This is a genomic window from Castellaniella caeni NBRC 101664 (assembly GCF_001592225.1).
In the GTDB taxonomy this organism is placed as follows: Bacteria; Pseudomonadota; Gammaproteobacteria; order Burkholderiales; family Burkholderiaceae_B; genus Castellaniella; species Castellaniella caeni.
Genome location: NZ_BCWN01000035.1, coordinates 1 through 16,248, shown reverse-complemented (window position 1 = coordinate 16,248; position 16,248 = coordinate 1). Strand labels below are relative to the sequence as shown.

14 protein-coding genes and 3 pseudogenes are annotated in these 16,248 nt (G+C 57.9%); 11 read left to right on the top strand and 6 right to left on the bottom strand.

Annotated features, from left to right (window positions below; translation table 11 throughout):
- Positions 1-952 (top strand): annotated as a pseudogene (locus CCA01S_RS14705) (IS3 family transposase); the annotation flags it as partial.
- Positions 953-1,376: 424 nt separating this feature from the next.
- Here the strand turns inward: CCA01S_RS14705 and CCA01S_RS14700 are convergent.
- From CCA01S_RS14700 to CCA01S_RS16170, 4 genes and pseudogenes are all read right to left on the bottom strand, one after another.
- A complete protein-coding gene (locus CCA01S_RS14700) occupies positions 1,377-2,213 on the bottom strand; it encodes a hypothetical protein (RefSeq protein WP_146030670.1) in 837 nt (278 codons plus the stop codon).
- A gap of 427 nt (positions 2,214-2,640) precedes the next feature.
- Positions 2,641-2,997 carry a hypothetical protein gene (locus tag CCA01S_RS14695; RefSeq protein WP_066459836.1) on the bottom strand — a complete coding sequence of 119 codons (357 nt, stop codon included), beginning with the start codon at positions 2,995-2,997 and terminating at the stop codon, positions 2,641-2,643.
- 285 nt (positions 2,998-3,282) lie between these two features.
- Positions 3,283-3,438 (bottom strand): hypothetical protein, encoded by a 156-nt coding sequence (locus CCA01S_RS15760; RefSeq protein WP_157076554.1) that lies wholly within the window; start codon positions 3,436-3,438, stop codon positions 3,283-3,285.
- Positions 3,439-3,471: 33 nt separating this feature from the next.
- Positions 3,472-3,726: pseudogene (locus CCA01S_RS16170) on the bottom strand (transposase domain-containing protein); the annotation flags it as partial.
- A gap of 178 nt (positions 3,727-3,904) precedes the next feature.
- On the opposite strand from CCA01S_RS16170, the gene CCA01S_RS14685 reads away from it, so the two are divergent.
- The gene (locus CCA01S_RS14685) at positions 3,905-4,933 is read left to right on the top strand and encodes a tyrosine-type recombinase/integrase (protein WP_084386821.1); all 1,029 of its coding nucleotides are present in this window, start codon (positions 3,905-3,907) and stop codon (positions 4,931-4,933) included.
- Positions 4,930-5,769, top strand: coding sequence for a tyrosine-type recombinase/integrase (locus tag CCA01S_RS14680; RefSeq protein WP_084386820.1), 840 nt, complete (start codon positions 4,930-4,932; stop codon positions 5,767-5,769). The genes CCA01S_RS14685 and CCA01S_RS14680 overlap by 4 nt, the downstream gene beginning before the upstream one ends.
- A 364-nt stretch (positions 5,770-6,133) precedes the next feature.
- Here the strand turns inward: CCA01S_RS14680 and CCA01S_RS15755 are convergent, their stop codons facing one another.
- Both CCA01S_RS15755 and CCA01S_RS14675 read right to left on the bottom strand, forming a co-directional pair.
- Positions 6,134-6,271, bottom strand: coding sequence for a hypothetical protein (locus CCA01S_RS15755; protein ID WP_157076553.1), 138 nt, complete (start codon positions 6,269-6,271; stop codon positions 6,134-6,136).
- A 207-nt stretch (positions 6,272-6,478) separates the two neighbouring features.
- A complete protein-coding gene (locus CCA01S_RS14675) occupies positions 6,479-7,276 on the bottom strand; it encodes an EcsC family protein (protein WP_066459848.1) in 798 nt (265 codons plus the stop codon).
- A 170-nt stretch (positions 7,277-7,446) separates the two neighbouring features.
- Here CCA01S_RS14675 and CCA01S_RS14670 point away from each other — a divergent pair, with 170 nt between their 5' ends.
- The 8 genes and pseudogenes from CCA01S_RS14670 to CCA01S_RS14635 form a co-directional block, all read left to right on the top strand.
- A complete protein-coding gene (locus tag CCA01S_RS14670; protein ID WP_066459833.1) occupies positions 7,447-7,683 on the top strand; it encodes a hypothetical protein in 237 nt (78 codons plus the stop codon).
- 49 nt (positions 7,684-7,732) lie between these two features.
- Complete coding sequence (locus CCA01S_RS14665; RefSeq protein ID WP_066459846.1) at positions 7,733-8,386, top strand: HEPN domain-containing protein; 654 nt, start codon at positions 7,733-7,735, stop codon at positions 8,384-8,386.
- 36 nt (positions 8,387-8,422) lie between these two features.
- The gene (locus CCA01S_RS14660; protein WP_066459831.1) at positions 8,423-9,403 is read left to right on the top strand and encodes a helix-turn-helix transcriptional regulator; all 981 of its coding nucleotides are present in this window, start codon (positions 8,423-8,425) and stop codon (positions 9,401-9,403) included.
- Between the two features lie 168 nt (positions 9,404-9,571).
- Complete coding sequence (locus CCA01S_RS14655) at positions 9,572-9,877, top strand: transposase (protein WP_066459829.1); 306 nt, start codon at positions 9,572-9,574, stop codon at positions 9,875-9,877.
- Positions 9,871-10,299 (top strand): annotated as a pseudogene (locus CCA01S_RS14650) (DDE-type integrase/transposase/recombinase); the annotation flags it as partial. The gene CCA01S_RS14655 and the pseudogene CCA01S_RS14650, both read left to right, overlap by 7 nt.
- 47 nt (positions 10,300-10,346) lie before the next feature.
- Complete coding sequence (locus CCA01S_RS14645) at positions 10,347-11,630, top strand: hypothetical protein (protein ID WP_146030674.1); 1,284 nt, start codon at positions 10,347-10,349, stop codon at positions 11,628-11,630.
- Positions 11,620-13,617 carry a hypothetical protein gene (locus tag CCA01S_RS14640; protein WP_066459826.1) on the top strand — a complete coding sequence of 666 codons (1,998 nt, stop codon included), beginning with the start codon at positions 11,620-11,622 and terminating at the stop codon, positions 13,615-13,617. The genes CCA01S_RS14645 and CCA01S_RS14640 overlap by 11 nt, the downstream gene beginning before the upstream one ends.
- Positions 13,617-16,248, top strand: a 2,632-nt coding sequence (locus tag CCA01S_RS14635; RefSeq protein ID WP_066459844.1) for a helicase-related protein, incomplete at its 3' end; no start/stop codon positions are given. The genes CCA01S_RS14640 and CCA01S_RS14635, both read left to right, overlap by 1 nt.

Below are 16,248 nucleotides of genomic sequence, written 5' to 3'. Positions count from 1 at the left end.
GGCACGCCTGAAGGAGCTGGAGGCTGAGAAAAAGCTGCTCAAGAAGATGTACGCCGAGGAGCGCCTGAAGGCCGAGATCGCCCGGGAGGTCATCGCAAAAAAATGGTAGCGCCGTCTCGACGCGGCGGCGCAGAAAATCATCGAGCACAGGCAGGTCAGTATCCGTATCGCCTGCGAAGCGGTGGGCGTCAGCGAGAGCTGCTACCACTACCAGCCCAAGCGCTCCGATGAGAACGAAGTCATCGCCAACTGGCTGATACGTCTGACCACGGCCCAGCGCAACTGGGGCTTTGGGCTGTGCTTTGTATATCTGCGTAATATCAAGGGGTTCGGATGGAATCACAAACGGGTCTACCGCATCTATCGGGAACTGGAACTGAACCTGCGTATCAAGCCTCGACGGCGCATCGTACGCGAGCGGCCCGTTGCCCTGGGAACCGCGACAGCCATCAATCAAATGTGGTCGATGGACTTCATGCACGATCAGTTATCCGACGGGCGCAGCATCCGGTTATTCAATGTGGTGGACGACTTCAACCGCGAGGGACTAGGCATCGAGGTGGACTTCAGCCTGCCCGCAGAGCGGGTCACTCGGGTGCTGAACCAGATCATCGAGTGGCGTGGACAGCCCGCGTGCATCCGCTGCGATAACGGCCCGGAATACATCGGCAAGGTATTACTGGATTGGGCCACCAAACGGCGTATCACGCTCATCCATACTCAACCAGGTAACCCACAGCAAAACGCCTACGTCGAGCGCTACAACCGAACCGTACGCTATGATTGGCTGGCTCAAAACCTGTTTGGCAGTCTGGAGGAAGCCCAGGAGAGCGCCACCGAATGGCTTTGGATCTACAACAACGAACGGCCCCATAAATCTCTGGGTGGACTGACTCCCGCCCAGAAGCGAAACTCCCATCCGCTAACATATTCTACGAAAGCCTACTGCTGAAAATGGGGGATTACCACGGAACCCGTGTGGCGCAGAGCACCCCTCATGCTTGATCCATGCGTCGGCCCCAAACTGCCACTCTGGATTCTGTGCCATGTCTGCCTCCGTCAGTCGAGTCTGGCTGGTGGCAGCATACGCTAAGTTAAAGTAAATAATTGAGAATCAGCTGCACGTCAATGACATTTGTTGGTAAGTGCAAGGTTCGCCAGACGCTAACGGTTCACCGGATACTTACGCTGCTGTCGGCAACCAAGTCGATCCGCGCTACGCCAATTGTTTCATCTGCCATTTCTTGCGCCCAATAAAGAGGCCCCGCCTAAGCAGAGCCCAAGAATGAAAAAGGCCCGCCGAAGCGAACCTGGGAGTGAGAGAGGGCGACCCCGAAGAATCACCCCCCTTGAATTAATTTTTACTCATGCCAAGATCAATCGACCTTGTGCCTCCCTGATGCGGATCTGAATAAAGCAATAGGAGTCAGACCATAGTCGTGCATTTTTCTTCCGATTAAGAGCCTCAGCCTTAAAGACAAGTCCCACATTGCCCCTTCAAGTTCATTTGCGTTTTCCGGCAGTTTGATGTCGTCGTCCTCATCCGGCTTGCCGTCAAGTATTGCCAAGCAATGCCACACCCCTTGAATAGACGGCCCGTGCTTCAACGGAAAATCGTCGGGACTAATCGTTAGAAACTCCCGCTTGAGCATTGCCCAAGCCTGCTCACTATCGTTGAATAAACGTAACTGGATGGACTGAGGGAGGTTTTTTAATATTCCACCAATACTTTTGGCTACAGCCTTCTCTTTATCTAGTTCTCGCTGCTTGGCGGAAGTCTTTACAGCAGAAGATTTATTCCCATTTTCCAAGGCAACGATCGGATCCCATAGCCTCTGCATAATCCCAAGGTCAATCAAATTCATTGACCCGGTCATTAAGACCAAATCACCAAGATCAGCCTCTGATAAGGATCGCTTCACATAGCCCAACTCATCAAGCCTATGAAGGACATTCAGCGGCAGCGTCCACCCGGTATCAAACTGGCGCTCAATGCCACTGATATTTGTTAGATTCTCTTTTTCTGCTGCGGTGAAGATCGGCCGCATCCCCGTCTGCATCTCTGATGCGACATGACTATGCGCTGCGTCATTCTTCTTTACCGAGACAAGCGTGCCATCATCGAACACCTGGGCCGAGAAAGACGCCAATCGATCCCTGTCAAGGTAAACAAAATCATAGAGTGATTCGGTGTTTTGTGAGCCTTGCCCCACGGTCGATACTCTCTTCTATTTTTTTTCGCTGCTCTAAAAAATGCTCCCGCCCTTGTTCCAGCTGCCTGGCGGCGTCAACACTCGCTTTCATTGCTGATCGCCCCGAGGAAAGCCGCCCAAGCAAGCGGACAAGCCCCTTGCTTTCAACAGTTTTCATAAGGCCTCCAAGCACATAAGTCGCAAGATCGCAACACAGAGAACTAACTTTACTAAAGACTCGATGGCATAGCAAGTGAACTTACACCACACCGGGAAGGCGGCTCATAGAGCCGCCGACCCACTACGCAGTAGCCCCATGCAGGGCCACAACCCATGCCAGGCCGAACGTCGCCTTACCAGGCCATTCCAAGCCAGTCATACCATTCCAGTCAGTGCCTTGACCGACCAAACCTCGCCTCGCCAGCCTTGCCAGGCCATTCATGACCTCTCACTTCCTAGCCGAGCCTAGCCCGCGATGCCATACAGCCCCCACACCCTCCAGCTGCACATCCAACGCAGCAATACGCTGCTGAAGGTCTTGAACATCAGACTGAAGGCCGAAGGCATCGGCCAACGACTCGCAGCGGTCGAACAGCGCCCGCGCCGCCGCCAGTTCCCGGCGCAGTGCTTCGCGCGCCAAGTCCTCACGGGCGCGCAGTTTCGTCACGTCCGCATACGGCCTAGGCGACTTGTCGTAGTCGGCGCCGAACGACAGCAGCCAGCTATCCAGATCCACTCTGCCGCCCGCCATGACCGTATCGAACACGGCGCGGGCAACGCCGCTTGTCGCTTCGATGGCCAGCATCTGAGCAAACCGCATTCTCTGTTCGGTAGGGTAGACTTCTGTAGTGGAAGGCGGCTGGTGCCGCAGCTGAATGAGCCTGAAGGCGGCAAGCCGCCCACGGCCTGTTTATACTGTGCACTCTGCCTGCAAAGGACGATGCAATCCGGGGTTCGAGTCAGCGCAGCGTGTCATGTTAAGTGCGTAGTCAAAGCCGCCATAAATTAACTCGACATCGACCCGCCACCTTCCGCCCTGAAGTGTCTTTCATCCTCAGGGGTGGCCGCAACTGCCATGACTGCTATGTCCTCACGAAATCAGCAGCCGCTGCACCATGTCCAATTGCTTGGGCTTGCCGTACAACTTCTCTTGGTTATCTACGATCCGCTGCCAATCGGCGCGGGTAACCGAAGTCGATGAGCGCATCCGCTCGACGACGACCGATCTGAACGAGTCCCAGGCCATGCTTGAAGCGCTGCTCCCGCTCGACCCCGACGCTCAGCCCGCTCGGGCTGTCAGCAAACCGAAGCAACGACCGGATGCCGCCCAGCTTCTTCCGAAGATCATGAGCAAGGAGACCGAAAGTATCTGTCCGGCGAGCCGATTATTCGGCTGCGCAGGTAGGCGCGTGAGCACGTCCTTCAGGTACGCATAGGGATCCTAGCCGTTCATCTTTGCCGACTGCACGAGGCTCATCACGTTTGCCGCCCGCACGCCTGCCCGCAACGAGCCCGCAAACAGCCAATTGTTGCGCTTATGCCGAGATGGACATAAGCGCAATTATGTTCAGCCGTCGATTATGTTGAGTTGCCGACGGCACGTGCCACGACGGCAGTGGTCATGTTGCTTGCGGGCCTCGGTGGCCAACTTCACCTATACATAATTATTGGTGGTTTCCTGTGATTTCCATTTCTCACCACAGGAGGCCTTCATGGCTACCAACGTATTTTTGTCGCACCTTGTTCGCCGTGACTGGCTGACGGATGGCCCGCTGAACGAACTCATTGCTCCGTACATCGGGGTACTTCACAGGCGGCGCTATGCAAAGAACACCCTCAGCGGCTACCGGCGCAGTTTCGGTTTCGAACTCTCGATCGAGAGTGGACGGCTTGGCTCGTTCGCCCGCTTTGCTGACCAACGTGGAGCCGAACGGCTCACACTGGAATTGGCCGCAGACTGGGCCCGCGCCTCACGCTATCCCCGTCCGATCAGTTGGGCGCGTCGCATTGAGGTGCTGCGCGGCTTTGCCGTTTTTTGCCTGCGCACTGACCCGCACACGATCGTGCCCCCGCGCAAGCTCTTCGGCCCAGCTCACCGACGCCTGGTGCCGCATATCTATACCAACGACGAGCTGCGAAGCCTCTTGGAAGCGACTGACCGTCTGGGCCCTCCCGGTAAGCTGCGCCCGGCCACCTGCCGAACTGTCTTCGGGCTGCTGGCGGCCACCGGACTGCGCATCTCCGAAGCGCTCAAACTGACCCGGGCCGACGTGGATCTCGAAGCGGGTGTGCTCGATATCCACGACACCAAGTGCCACCAACGCCGCTTTGTTCCCCTGCACGCGAGCGTTACCCCACACTTGCAGACGTATGCGCGACTGCGCGACCAACTCGTCCCTGGCCCGCGCTGTGGTCGCTTCTTCCTGCGCGACGACGGCCGAGCCGTCGACCGGCGCACTATCCTGTACGCATTGCATCGGGTGTGTCACCAACTGGGCTGGCAAGTGCGCGGAGATCATGCCCGTCACCGGTTGCACGATCTGCGCCACACCTTCATCGTCCACAGCGTACTACGTCTCTATGAGCAGAGCGACGACATCGAAGGAGGCCTGCCGACGCTCTCGATCTATGTGGGGCATGCCCAGGTGGTCGATACCTACTGGTACCTCACGGGGATCCCTGAACTGATGGCTATCGCTGCCGAGCGTTTCCATCGCTATGTCCGGGGAGAGCCAACATGAGTCCGCTACTGACTGATCCCGCCGACTTCTCCACTTTGGTCCAGCACTTCTTTGCCGAGCGCCTTCTCCAGCAGCAGGCTGTCAGCCCGCGAACCGTGGCGGCGTACCGGGACACCTTCCGGCTCCTGCTGGGTTACGCTGAGCGCCAACTCGGCAAGCCGCCTGCCAATCTAGCCCTGGGTGATTTCGATGCGGAGTTGATTCTCGGCTTTCTGGCACACCTTGAAGCCGAGCGCCACAATACGGTGCGCAGCCGCAACGCACGGCTTGCTGCAGTCCGTGCCTTTGCCCGATATGTTGCTGTGCAATGCCCACCGGCACTGCTGCTCGTCCAGCGCATCCTGGCTATTCCAATGAAACGCTTCAACAAGCCCCTGCTCGGGTTTCTGTCTCGGAATGAAGTGCAAGCCCTCCTGACGGCACCTAATCCGACGACCTGGTACGGCCGCCGGGATCGAGTGTTGCTTCAGCTGCTCTACAACACCGGCGCCCGTGTCTCTGAGCTCATCGGCATCCGTGTCCACGACCTGGAACTTGGCGGCACGTCGTCAGTACGCTTGCACGGTAAGGGGCGCAAGCAGCGTACCGTACCACTGTGGAAGGAAACTATCGTGGAAATCCGCCGCTGGCTCCAATTCGCCAGCCTGCAGGCGGATCAACCGTTGCTGCCGAACCGCTGGGGGAAGCCGATGACCCGCTCCAATATCGCACAGCGGGTCTCACGGGCTGTGAGCACAGCGACGCCGCAGTGTCCGTCGCTTCAAGGGCGGATCGTCTCTCCGCATACGCTGCGCCAAAGAGTCAGAAACCAATGCAGCCACCTCTATCTTGGCTAACCGCACCGAATCATCAGTCTGCTGCTTGAGAAACCCGATCTGCCGATTCAGTTCGCCGGATAACCGGTCGATACTGGTTGCAGTAGCGATGCCAAAAGACCGTTCGGTACTTTGGAGAGCATCATCGATATCCCGCCTCAGTTGCGGGCGGTATTCGTCGACCAAGTTTTGCACGGTCTTCTCAAGCGCCTTGCCGAAATTCTCTGAAGTCTCTTTGAAATCGAACATGCCAGTCACTGTTTGTCATTAATGGTTGCGAGATGGAGTCTACCTGAACTTGCAACGCGATGAAACGAGGCACAACACGGGTTCCTCAGGCTAGTTCAGGACACCCTTGGACCAGCCCTCGGAACCCAGCCGCCCTCTACTCGCCAGCATCCTCCCCCTCCTTCCGCTTCCAATACGCGTTTTCCTCGCGCATCTCGCCGTAATGACGATAGATCTCGTAGCCCTCACGGACGACAACGATCAGGCCAACGGCGGCCAGCAGGTTCTTGATCATGGTTATTTCCTTTTCGACGAACCCGAAAAAAGTTTGCCAAACAGCACGTCCCGAAAGGTAGCCTGCCGCTGGCGCAGATGCGGACAGCCACAACGAGGGCAGGCCTTCGGAACGTAACAGGGGAGGACATCTGTAAAAAGCGGATCGACACGGCCCCAGCCACAGGAATCGCACTTAAACACACGGGGTCCAATCGGTACAGGCATCTCACTCCCCTCCCAGCGCCAGATAGGCCGCATGCACGACATCGTCCCCGTACTTCCGCTCCAGACGGCGGACGATGAAATGCCCGCGCGCCATATCCTGGAAATGATCGATGAACAGGGTATTGATCAGGGCACCACCCGCCGCACCCAGCGCCGGGACGGCCTGGGCGGCGACCTTTTCCGTGACCTGGATGCCGAAACGGTCGGCAATGACGGCAATCAGGCGGATCATCGCGGGGACGGCTGCCTTGTCTGCGGCGACCTTGGTGCCCAGGTAATCGGCGGCCTGGCCGACCGCCCGGGCCAGCGCCACGCGCACGGCGTAGTAACCACTTTCGGTAGCATCGTCAGCGCCAGCCTTACCCCCCAGCGCAAAGACCATCAGGCATGCTGCACGGGTATCGACATCCTGCAGCGGCTCACCCTCACTGCGGGCAATGGCGGCGATGGAGCGCATCATTAGTGTGGTAGAAATGGGCAGTTCCACCGCCAGGCCGGCGAGCCCAAAGAAGCCGCCCACCCCGCCACTGAGGGCTGCCCCCCACTTGTGCCAGCGGTTGGCGCTGTCGCCGCCTGGGGCATCGCCCAGGGTGAAGATCGCAGCATCCGCCGCCTTGCCCAGAGCCACCTTGGTGATGTCCATGATCCGGCCATGCCAGCCGGCGGGCAGCATGTCCAGGCCCTTCTCGATCGGGGTGCCGATCAGGTTAGTCACTCGGGCCGCCAGGCCAGGGTTCTCCAGCAACTGGCGAGCCATCCGCAGATCATTCAGGTCGGCGGTGTTCAGGGATGTATCCATGGAGTCTTTCCGTTCTTGTTGATCCATGCCGACATTGTGCATCACGCATGCGACAGATCATGTCGCATGCAAGCTTGTGATGGGCAACTTATCCAGTACGACATTGCCTGTCGCAGCGTCAGACATTATCCAGCCGGTCGAGGGCAGATTTGAAACAGACGGAGGCAGACATGGCACTACTGTTCATTCTGGCGATACTGGGCGTCCTGATCCTGCGTAATGACACGCTGATCACTTTCGCCATCCTGGTCATGGCCACTATCGCCTTCCGGGTATTCGCCTATTCGTACTCGGATACCGACGGCTATATCTTTCTGGGTCTGATGGCACTCAGCGCGGGGGTGTTCATCCATGGAGCGGCCAAGCGCATCTCCGCGTTCGTCCGGTGGCTCAAGTCGCTGTGTTAAAACCCCGCTTGAACACCGTGGGGGCATGGTGGTTGAGGATCTTTCGGACATGAGCAGCTACGACACTCTGAAACAACGCCACCGGGCCATCCGCGAGGGCCAGCCAGAAAACCTGACGCTGCGTATCCACCGCTCGCTCAGCTGGTTGCAGCGGGCAGAAATGGCTGAGGACAACGACGGTCGCTTCATCTTCCTGTGGATCGCCTTCAACGCCGCGTATGCAGCGGAGATCGACGACGACTGGCGCCTTTCGGAACAATCGACATTCAAGAGTTTTCTGGAAAAGCTCTGTGGCCTGGATCGGGACAAGCGCATCGGCGCACTGGTCTGGCAGGAGTTCACGGGCAGCATCCGGGTTCTGCTGGACAATCCCTATGTCTTTCAGAGTTTCTGGGATTTCCAGAGCGGCCGGATCGGCGAAACCGACTGGATCAAGCGCTTTGCCAAGGGCAAGAAGAGCGCCAGCATGGCTCTGGCCAGCGGCAATACCCCCACGCTGCTGAGCGTGGTATTCAACCGGCTCTACACACTACGCAACCAGCTGATCCACGGCGGTGCCACCTGGAACAGCTCGGTCAATCGTCAGCAGCTGCAGGACTGCGTGGGACTGCTGGGCAAGCTGGTGCCCCTCATCATCGAACTCATGATGGATCACCCCGACACCCTCTGGGGCGACGCCTGCTACCCGGTCGTTCGGTCATAGAACCAAGGCGCATCACATAGAAACAGGGCTTTCGACATGGCCGATCAGAAATCCACCAAAGACATCCTGCTCTTCAATCTTGAACTGCTGCGTCGCATTCCCCCACGTTCCAAGATCACGGCGCGCGAATTGCATGAGGAACTGCGGGACGCCGGATTCGATCGGAATTTGCGCACCGTCCAGCGACAGCTGGACATGCTCAGCCAGCACTTCGAGCTGGACAGAGACGACAGCAGCAAGCCTTACGGGTATCGATGGCGGCCCAATGCAAAGGGGCTTTCCCTGCCCTCACTGACAGTACAGGAATCCCTGCTGCTCAAGCTGGCACAGGAACAGCTGCGATATCTGCTACCGCCTAGCCTGATGCGATCCATGGAAAGCTTCTTCAAGCACGCCACGGAGACACTGATCAGCAGCGACGCACCGGATCTGGAACGGCAGTGGCGCAAGAAGGTGCGCGTGGTCAGCACCAGTCAGCCCCTGTTGCCACCCGCCATCGATCAGGCGGTGTTCGACACGGTCAGTGACGCGCTGTATCGCAACCGGTGGCTCAGCCTGGATTATCGCAACGCCCGCCAGACCTTGCGTCAGGCCCAACGCGCCATGCCGCTGGGCCTGGCCCAGCAGGGGCCGCGCCTGTACCTGGTCTGCCGCTACCGGGGGTACGACAACGAACGCAGCCTGGCGCTCAACCGCATCCAGGCTGCCCACATGCTGGCTGACACCTTCACCCGCCCGGCGTCCTTCGACCTGAAGGACTATGACGAGGATGGTCGCTTCGGCTTTGGCGAAGGCATCCGCATCCGCCTGTCTTTTTCCATCGACAGGCAGGCTGGCTACCACCTGCTGGAATCCCCACTGTCCACAGATCAGGTCGTGACAGAACAGGAAGGTGGCTACCGGATCGAAGCCACCGTCGTCGACAGCCTGATGCTGGAGCAATGGCTGCGAGGATTTGGCGACAAGGTGTGGGGTATCGTCAAGATGCAGATGCCGGTGGCGGCAGCGGAATCTTGAGTGCCGGATCAGTCGGCGTTCTTGTCCAGCAACGTCACCGCGGGCAGCCCTTTGAAATGCACATCACATGTCAGCAGCTCAGCTTGGCGATACCGTGCGGTCGCATAGACTGAAGAGGCCCCAAGAATTCGGACGGAGGCGTAAGCTCTGATCATTGAGGACAAGACAATGAGTCAGAAACGCAAACAGTACAGCGCTGAGTTCAAGGCGAAGGTGGCCATGCAGGCGCTGCGTGAAGAGCTGACAGTGGCGCAGCTCGCCCAGAAGTACGGCATCCACCCGACGATGATCGGTTACTGGAAGAAGCAACTTGCCGAGCACGCTGCCGAGATCTTCGCGCACGGCACACAGCACGACGACACGGCGCAGACTATCGCCGAGCTCTACCGTCAGATCGGACAGCTGAAGGTGGAGAACGATTTTTTGGCCAGCAGGCCCGGCATCATTCCCTTTGCGAGAGGCGCAACCACCTGAACCGGCAGGGCCGTGCCGTCAACCGCAAGCGCGCGCAGCGCCTCATGGGGGTGATGGGCCTGCGGGCCGTGGCGCTGGGCCCGCACACCAGCATTCCGCATCCCGCGCACAAGGTCTATCCGTAGCTGTTGCGCGGGATAGTCATCGAGCAGCCCAACCAGGTCTGGGCTACCGACATCAGTTATATTCCCTTGGCACACGGCTTCATGTATTTGACGGCAGTCATCGACTGGGCGACGCGCAAAGTGCTGTCATGGCGTGTCTCGAACACCATGGAGACGTCGTTTTGCGTAGAAGCTCTCGAGGAGGCGCTACAGCGCTATGGCACGCCGGAAATCTTCAACACGGATCAGGGCTCGCAGTTCACCAGTGACGAGTTCACGGGCGTTCTCAAAGACCACGGGGTGAGAATCAGCATGGATGAAGAGTTGATAGAGGAACAGCCTTGAGGGTGAACATGTGGGGGCTCTTGGGCCCCGAAACCTTACCAAGCACGCGCCGCACCAGAACCCTTGGCCTTGGCGCGGCGGCACGTCACTTCAACGACTTGGCCGTGCCGGGGCTAGGCGGTATTTGGTTTGGAAAGCAGGCGCTGCTGGCAACGCTTGGCGTGCTTATCGCCGAACAGGCCAGAAGTAAAGGTGTGAAAGTTCAGAATATAGAGGTGGCAAATGCCATTGAGGCACTGGCATGCTGGCAGGCCTTCAACGGGAATGGTTGGAGTAGCGACCCGCGCCTTCGAGGTAGCACCAAACTGAGGCGCAACAGCGATGATTTCAGCTTTGCTCGTGCCCGTCAGCGTAATTTCTATGTGACCCAGCCGATGCGAATGGCGACAGTCCAGGCGCTGCCCGCATTGGGGTTTGTGGATTCCGAAGGTGCACGCTTCAACGCATTCCGTATCTCGGACACGGGGAAGGCATTTGTCGACCAGGCATGCCAGGGTTTCCGGCCCTACAGGCGATCCGTTTCCCAGTATCTAACGAAGTGGGTATGCGGCCAAGTTGGCCGCGTCGCCTCGAACGAGCTTCGCGAGGCATTGTCGCCCCTCGTACCGCTGAACCGCAATGTGTGCACGCTGTTTTACGAGCGATTGAAACAGGGCGGACAAGAGCGCTCAGACGACAAACAGCGACGTCGTGACGCGCTTGCCTGGGTCGAAGCGTTGCGGGATACCACGCCTGCCCAGTTGACTTGGGCGATACGGCCAAAAGAAATTTCCGACACCCATTGGCTAGATCTCATGGCGGGAGCTCGATTCTTCCGCGTGCGCGAGGCGGCCATTCGGGTGCTCGACGCATTGGAAGTACATATAGGAAACCAAGTGCTTGGGGCAACGTATTCCCTGCGGGCAAGCATTCCGAATGTACTGTCCCCGCTGCTGAACGCCTTGAGTGAGGCCGCACGGGAGTTCTTGGACGCTGGGCACGCGGATAAGGACGCTGAGTCATTTTGCCGCAGATGCGTGGAAAGGGACGCATCCCAGGTTCTGAGGTTCCTGGTGGAGCGGGATGGGCATGTGCTGCGGTTGCTTGGTGACGACGTCCGGCCAGGTCCCGCTTTCCGCGGCTCGGAAGCTGCTAGCGATGAGCAGGGTGTCGAGCCAGCTGACCTTTCAACGGGGGAAAATATTCCCCTGCCGGACGGCATTTCCTACCGGATGCACAACCTTTACCTACTCAATGTCGATTTGCATGGAGGATTATCCGAGTGGCTTCACCCGATACCGACGGAGGATGCCCATGAATCGTGACCACGACAAGCTGCCTGGGCCGTCCCTGACCCAGCATTTCGATGCACCAGAAGACTACCTCGGCTATTTTGGCTGGGTGAGTGGCTATTCTGCAGACGCCCCGTTCCTGAACGACGCGGCCGAGCGCTTCACCCGGCTGACGTCCGCACAACGTGCGCATCTCGGTCGTATCGCACTGGGTGTTTTTCTAGATCCGAGCAATCCGGCCATCACCTTGCTGGATGCACCCGGTGTGGCCCACCTGCCAATCCGTGATGCCGCCACAAAGCCATTCCGCCTGCTCCATGCCAAGGTTGCTCTACTGGGGTTCAGGCATGCGGACAACAGCGCCCGCTGGCGTCTGAGGCTAATCGTCTCCACGGGCAACTGGACACGGCAGACGCTCGAAGAAAGCCTGGATCTGGTGTGGCGCATCGATGTCGACAGTGAAATGCTGGCTGACCCTGGCAGCGAAATAGTGCAAGCGTGTGCGGATATAAAGGCAGCACATGGGCTTTTGCAATGGATGGCGGGCTACTTTGATACCCGCTTGCTCAGTGCGGCTCAGCAGGGTAGGCGCAGCGACACGGAGCATGCCAAGCATCAACTTGATAGCTGGGTCGATCTGTGCTCGCGCAAGGAACAAGGTTCCACGCGATTCTTCGATAACCGAAATGCGTCTTTGCTTGGCCAACTCTCCGAACAAATCAATGCCTGCGGAAACCACGGCGCTCGCAACTACCTGGCAATGGGCTCCGGTTTCTACGAGACGGCGATCGACCAGGGTCATCTGCCGGTGGTGCCCGGTTCGATCATCCGCACTCTCAAGAGCAAGTTCTTACTGACCAAGAACCCTGAAGTAGACCTGTTCGTTAATCCGCAAGCCTGCCAAACGATTGCCACATCGGTGGCGGCATTGAACGAAGAAGGAATGGCAATTAGGCCCGCAGCTCAACCGCCGAGCACATTTGGCGTGGGGAAACCTCGCTCGCTGCATGCCAAATTCCTGTTCAGCGCCAACTATCGAGAAAATTCCAAGACTTGCAATCGCTCCTGGATCTACCTGGGGTCGGGGAATCTGACCGCGCCGGGTTTTACCGAACAGATGAGCGCAAGCGCAGGAAATCTTGAGGCCGGGGTCGTGTTTGCGCCTGAGAACTTGTATTGGGAGGAAGAAAAGGGAATCGAATCTTGGCAGGTGGTTACCAACCTGCTCCCCATTCAGTGGATCGCAAAGGTCGACGACAGTCCGAACCGGCTACAGCCGGGGGCAGGAATGGAGCCACGCGATCCCAGCCACACCGCGCCGCCAGTCGCGTGGCTGAACTGGTGGGGGGGTACCGAAGGCAACGAACTGCGCGTGCCAGATCTCATTTCTGACGACTTTGTCGTGCTCGATCCGGCGGGTGGCGCATGTCCGAGAAACGAAGCAGGGTTTCAATGGTTCGATCCGCAGCCACGGCAGGTTCGATGTCGCTGGGGAGGTGACAGCGAGTCCCACGAGGGTGATCTGCCTGTCGTCGATGGGTTTGGTCGAATCGCCGCAACTCAACTTCCAGCCATCGGCCTTGATGAGGTTTTTTGGCAGCTCGCCGATTTTCCATTGCCTCCGGATGGTGATGAAGGCGACGCAGAGGGTGATGTGGGGGGTGAACATGGGAATGAAAATTCCAGGGGTAAGCTCATCGGAAGTTCAAGCTACCCGATTCGTCAAATGATGGAATTAATCGAGAGTATTGCTGCCAAGCAGACAGATATCTCCGAAATGGACTGGAATCTTTGGTGCCTCCGCCTGGAGCAGACATTAGGGCAGGCTAAGGAGTGCTCCGTGGTCAAAGTTTTCCGGGGGCTTGGATTAAACCCGCTCTCTCCGCTACGGCATGCAGCTTTTCGTCCCGCATTCGCCGAAACAGGCGCGTCACTAGCAGGGCAACTCTACGAGAGCACTTTAATACGCATAGAAAAAGCCTGGGCCGTCGAGCACTTGAAGGTAATAGGAGAGCAGTGATGGATCCGGGGTTTAAAGGATGGCCGGAAGTTGCCAAAAGGCTGGGTAACCTCGCAAGCAGCGCTGAAATGGAACTCAACGATGGGCAGCGAGCCAGTCTGATTGCCATCGCGGATCGCATCAGTCTCAATGGCATGATCATTGCGGATGAAGTGGGCATGGGCAAGACACGCATCGCTGTCGCCGTTGCAAAGTGCGTCATCGACGCGGGTGGCCGTGTGGCGATACTTGTACCGCCAGGGCTGGGTTACCAATGGCGTGACGAGTTGCGAGGTGCTGGCATTGATACGCCCCCGCTTCTTCGCAGCCTTCGGCAATTTCTGCAGGCTTGGGAAAATAAGGAATCACCGAAACCTTGGTTTGAGCAGAGTGCTTTGCTGATTTCTCACGCTTTCACCAACTGGCGGTTAGGGGAGCACAGCGCCGTGTGGCGGTGGGCACTACTTCCAGAACTGTACGCACGCTGGGAAAAGGGCACCAGTGCGCAGTTGGCGCGCGATTACCATGGTAGTGCATTGCTTAACGACGCCCGGGTTCACAATGCAGCCGAAAGCATCATTGGTGCAGTGCGTGCCTGCTCTGCTGACCATCCTTGTCGAAGATTGATGCAAGCGCTAGCTGACGAGACACCCTGGTCTAGCGCATCGGTTGCTGATGAATATCGGCGCAATGCTCAACTGCGCCCTTGGCTCGAACGAGCTGTTGGGCTGGGGCTGGGCGTATTTGACTTGGTAATTACTGATGAGGCGCACAAGAGTCGAGGTCAGGGCAGTGGCCTGAACCGCCTGCTAAAACATATCGTCCTGTGCTCTGGCAACGCACGTCACTTTGCCATGACGGCAACCCCCGTTGAGCTCGACGCACAACAATGGATGCAAATTCTGGAGCGTATCGGGGTGGACGGGGCATCGGCATCTGACGCGATGTCAACCTATGCCGAGGCGGTACGCAAGGTGAGGCAATGCCCGAGTGACGAGTCAGCACGCTCGGCATACAAAGTCGCTTCAATCGCTTTCAAGAAGGCTCTGACCCCTTATCTGCTGCGCCGGGACAAGCGGGAGAGCTCATCCGTGTTGGCTTTCCAAACCCGCTCCAGCGAGCGCTTCTATGCCTACCGGCAAGAAAGTGAAATTCTTGTCAAAACGGCACATCTGCCAGAAGCCTGGAAGCAGGCTGTTTGTGCGGCCGAAGCGCTGTCGTTCGTTACACAGCAAGCCGACGATTCCATCTCTAAGCGGCTGCGCTTGACACTGGGTAATGGACACGGGGTTGCCGCACTGATCGATCAAATCCATCGCCATGAGGTGGACGACAAAAAGCAAGACGAAGACGATGGCATTCTCCCCTCATCCGGAACCGAGGAGGGTGCAGAACCCTCATTGCACGATAAGCGAGCACAACGCGCGGAGTGGTGGCAGAAGGTAATGATTCAGGCATCGCAGGGCAATACGTCTGGGGATGTCGCCTTGTACGATCATCCTGCCATCTTAGCTACCATCACAGCCATTGAAGAAGTCTGTCAGCGAGGCGAAAAGGTCTTGGTGTTCGGACGGTTTACGCGTCCATTGCGAGCCTTGGTTGAGTTGCTTAATGCAAGGGCAATGCTGCGTAGCGTAGACGCGCAGCAGCCGTGGCCCCATTCCAAAGTGCATGAGCGCGAATGGAACGCTGTTGCGGCGGCCCATCGACAGCTACGGCGATCTGGGCCAATGAATTCTCGTGACCTCGATCAGGTTCTTGATGAGCAGTACAAGCGACTTGAGGAACAACGGCGCACAATCCGAGAAAAGCTCATTGGATATATTGAAACAGGGCTTGATCAGATGCCCGCTCGCGCTAGCACTCGCGTGAAGGCGCTGTTTGGTTCGTTCAAAGACGCCGTGAAGCATGAAAGCGGCGGCCACGGGAATTCATTGGCTGTGGTAGCTAGGGCAATCCAAACCCTGGTAGGCACGAGTGAGGAAGTCCCTCGTGCCCACGAGTTCGCGCGTGCTTTCGTTGATCTGGTCGAAGCAGCAAGCGATCGCGATGTGGGCGACGCCAATGGGGACGAAACATTGGATACGGCCGAAGCAGCCGATCTCTGGGTGAGCCTGGAAGCAAGGTTGCACGACGAGTACAGCCAGACAGAGAGTGGTTTCGCACGGCTAATGTACGGCGATACGAAACCTGAAACGCGACGGTTTCTGCAATTGGCGTTTAACCGCCGACATAGCCACCCAAAAGTCTTGGTTGCACAATCAATCGTGGGTCGAGAAGGGCTTAATCTTCATAGAGCATGCCGCACCGTCATCTTGTTGCATCCCGAATGGAATCCCGGTGTGGTTGAGCAGCAAATCGGGCGCGTAGACCGGATTGGGAGCCTGTGGGAAGAAAGGCTGAAGGAGGCCCTCGACAACTCTGTGCCCGCTTCGGAGCTCCCCAGAATCGAGATCTGCCCAGTCGTCTTCCAAGGGACATACGATGAGAGGAATTGGCAAGTGCTTCGCGACCGATGGGATGATTTGCGCGCGCAGCTTCACGGCATCGTCATCTCTCCGCGCATCGCAGAGAAATATATAGACGATGCAGAGATGGTCGCTGAGATAAATGATGCTGCACCGAATTTTTCGCCATTGAGTCCCCCTAGGG

Coding starts and splice junctions, on each gene's coding strand:
- CCA01S_RS14665 (WP_066459846.1), top strand. CDS start 7,733: ATGAGCAGCTACGACACTCTGAAACAACGCCACCGGGCCATCCGCGAG.
- CCA01S_RS14685 (WP_084386821.1), top strand. CDS start 3,905: ATGGCTACCAACGTATTTTTGTCGCACCTTGTTCGCCGTGACTGGCTG.
- CCA01S_RS14660 (WP_066459831.1), top strand. CDS start 8,423: ATGGCCGATCAGAAATCCACCAAAGACATCCTGCTCTTCAATCTTGAA.
- CCA01S_RS15760 (WP_157076554.1), bottom strand. CDS start 3,438: ATGGCCTGGGACTCGTTCAGATCGGTCGTCGTCGAGCGGATGCGCTCA.
- CCA01S_RS15755 (WP_157076553.1), bottom strand. CDS start 6,271: ATGATCAAGAACCTGCTGGCCGCCGTTGGCCTGATCGTTGTCGTCCGT.
- CCA01S_RS14670 (WP_066459833.1), top strand. CDS start 7,447: ATGGCACTACTGTTCATTCTGGCGATACTGGGCGTCCTGATCCTGCGT.
- CCA01S_RS14675 (WP_066459848.1), bottom strand. CDS start 7,276: ATGGATACATCCCTGAACACCGCCGACCTGAATGATCTGCGGATGGCT.
- CCA01S_RS14680 (WP_084386820.1), top strand. CDS start 4,930: ATGAGTCCGCTACTGACTGATCCCGCCGACTTCTCCACTTTGGTCCAG.
- CCA01S_RS14640 (WP_066459826.1), top strand. CDS start 11,620: ATGAATCGTGACCACGACAAGCTGCCTGGGCCGTCCCTGACCCAGCAT.
- CCA01S_RS14655 (WP_066459829.1), top strand. CDS start 9,572: ATGAGTCAGAAACGCAAACAGTACAGCGCTGAGTTCAAGGCGAAGGTG.
- CCA01S_RS14695 (WP_066459836.1), bottom strand. CDS start 2,997: ATGCTGGCCATCGAAGCGACAAGCGGCGTTGCCCGCGCCGTGTTCGAT.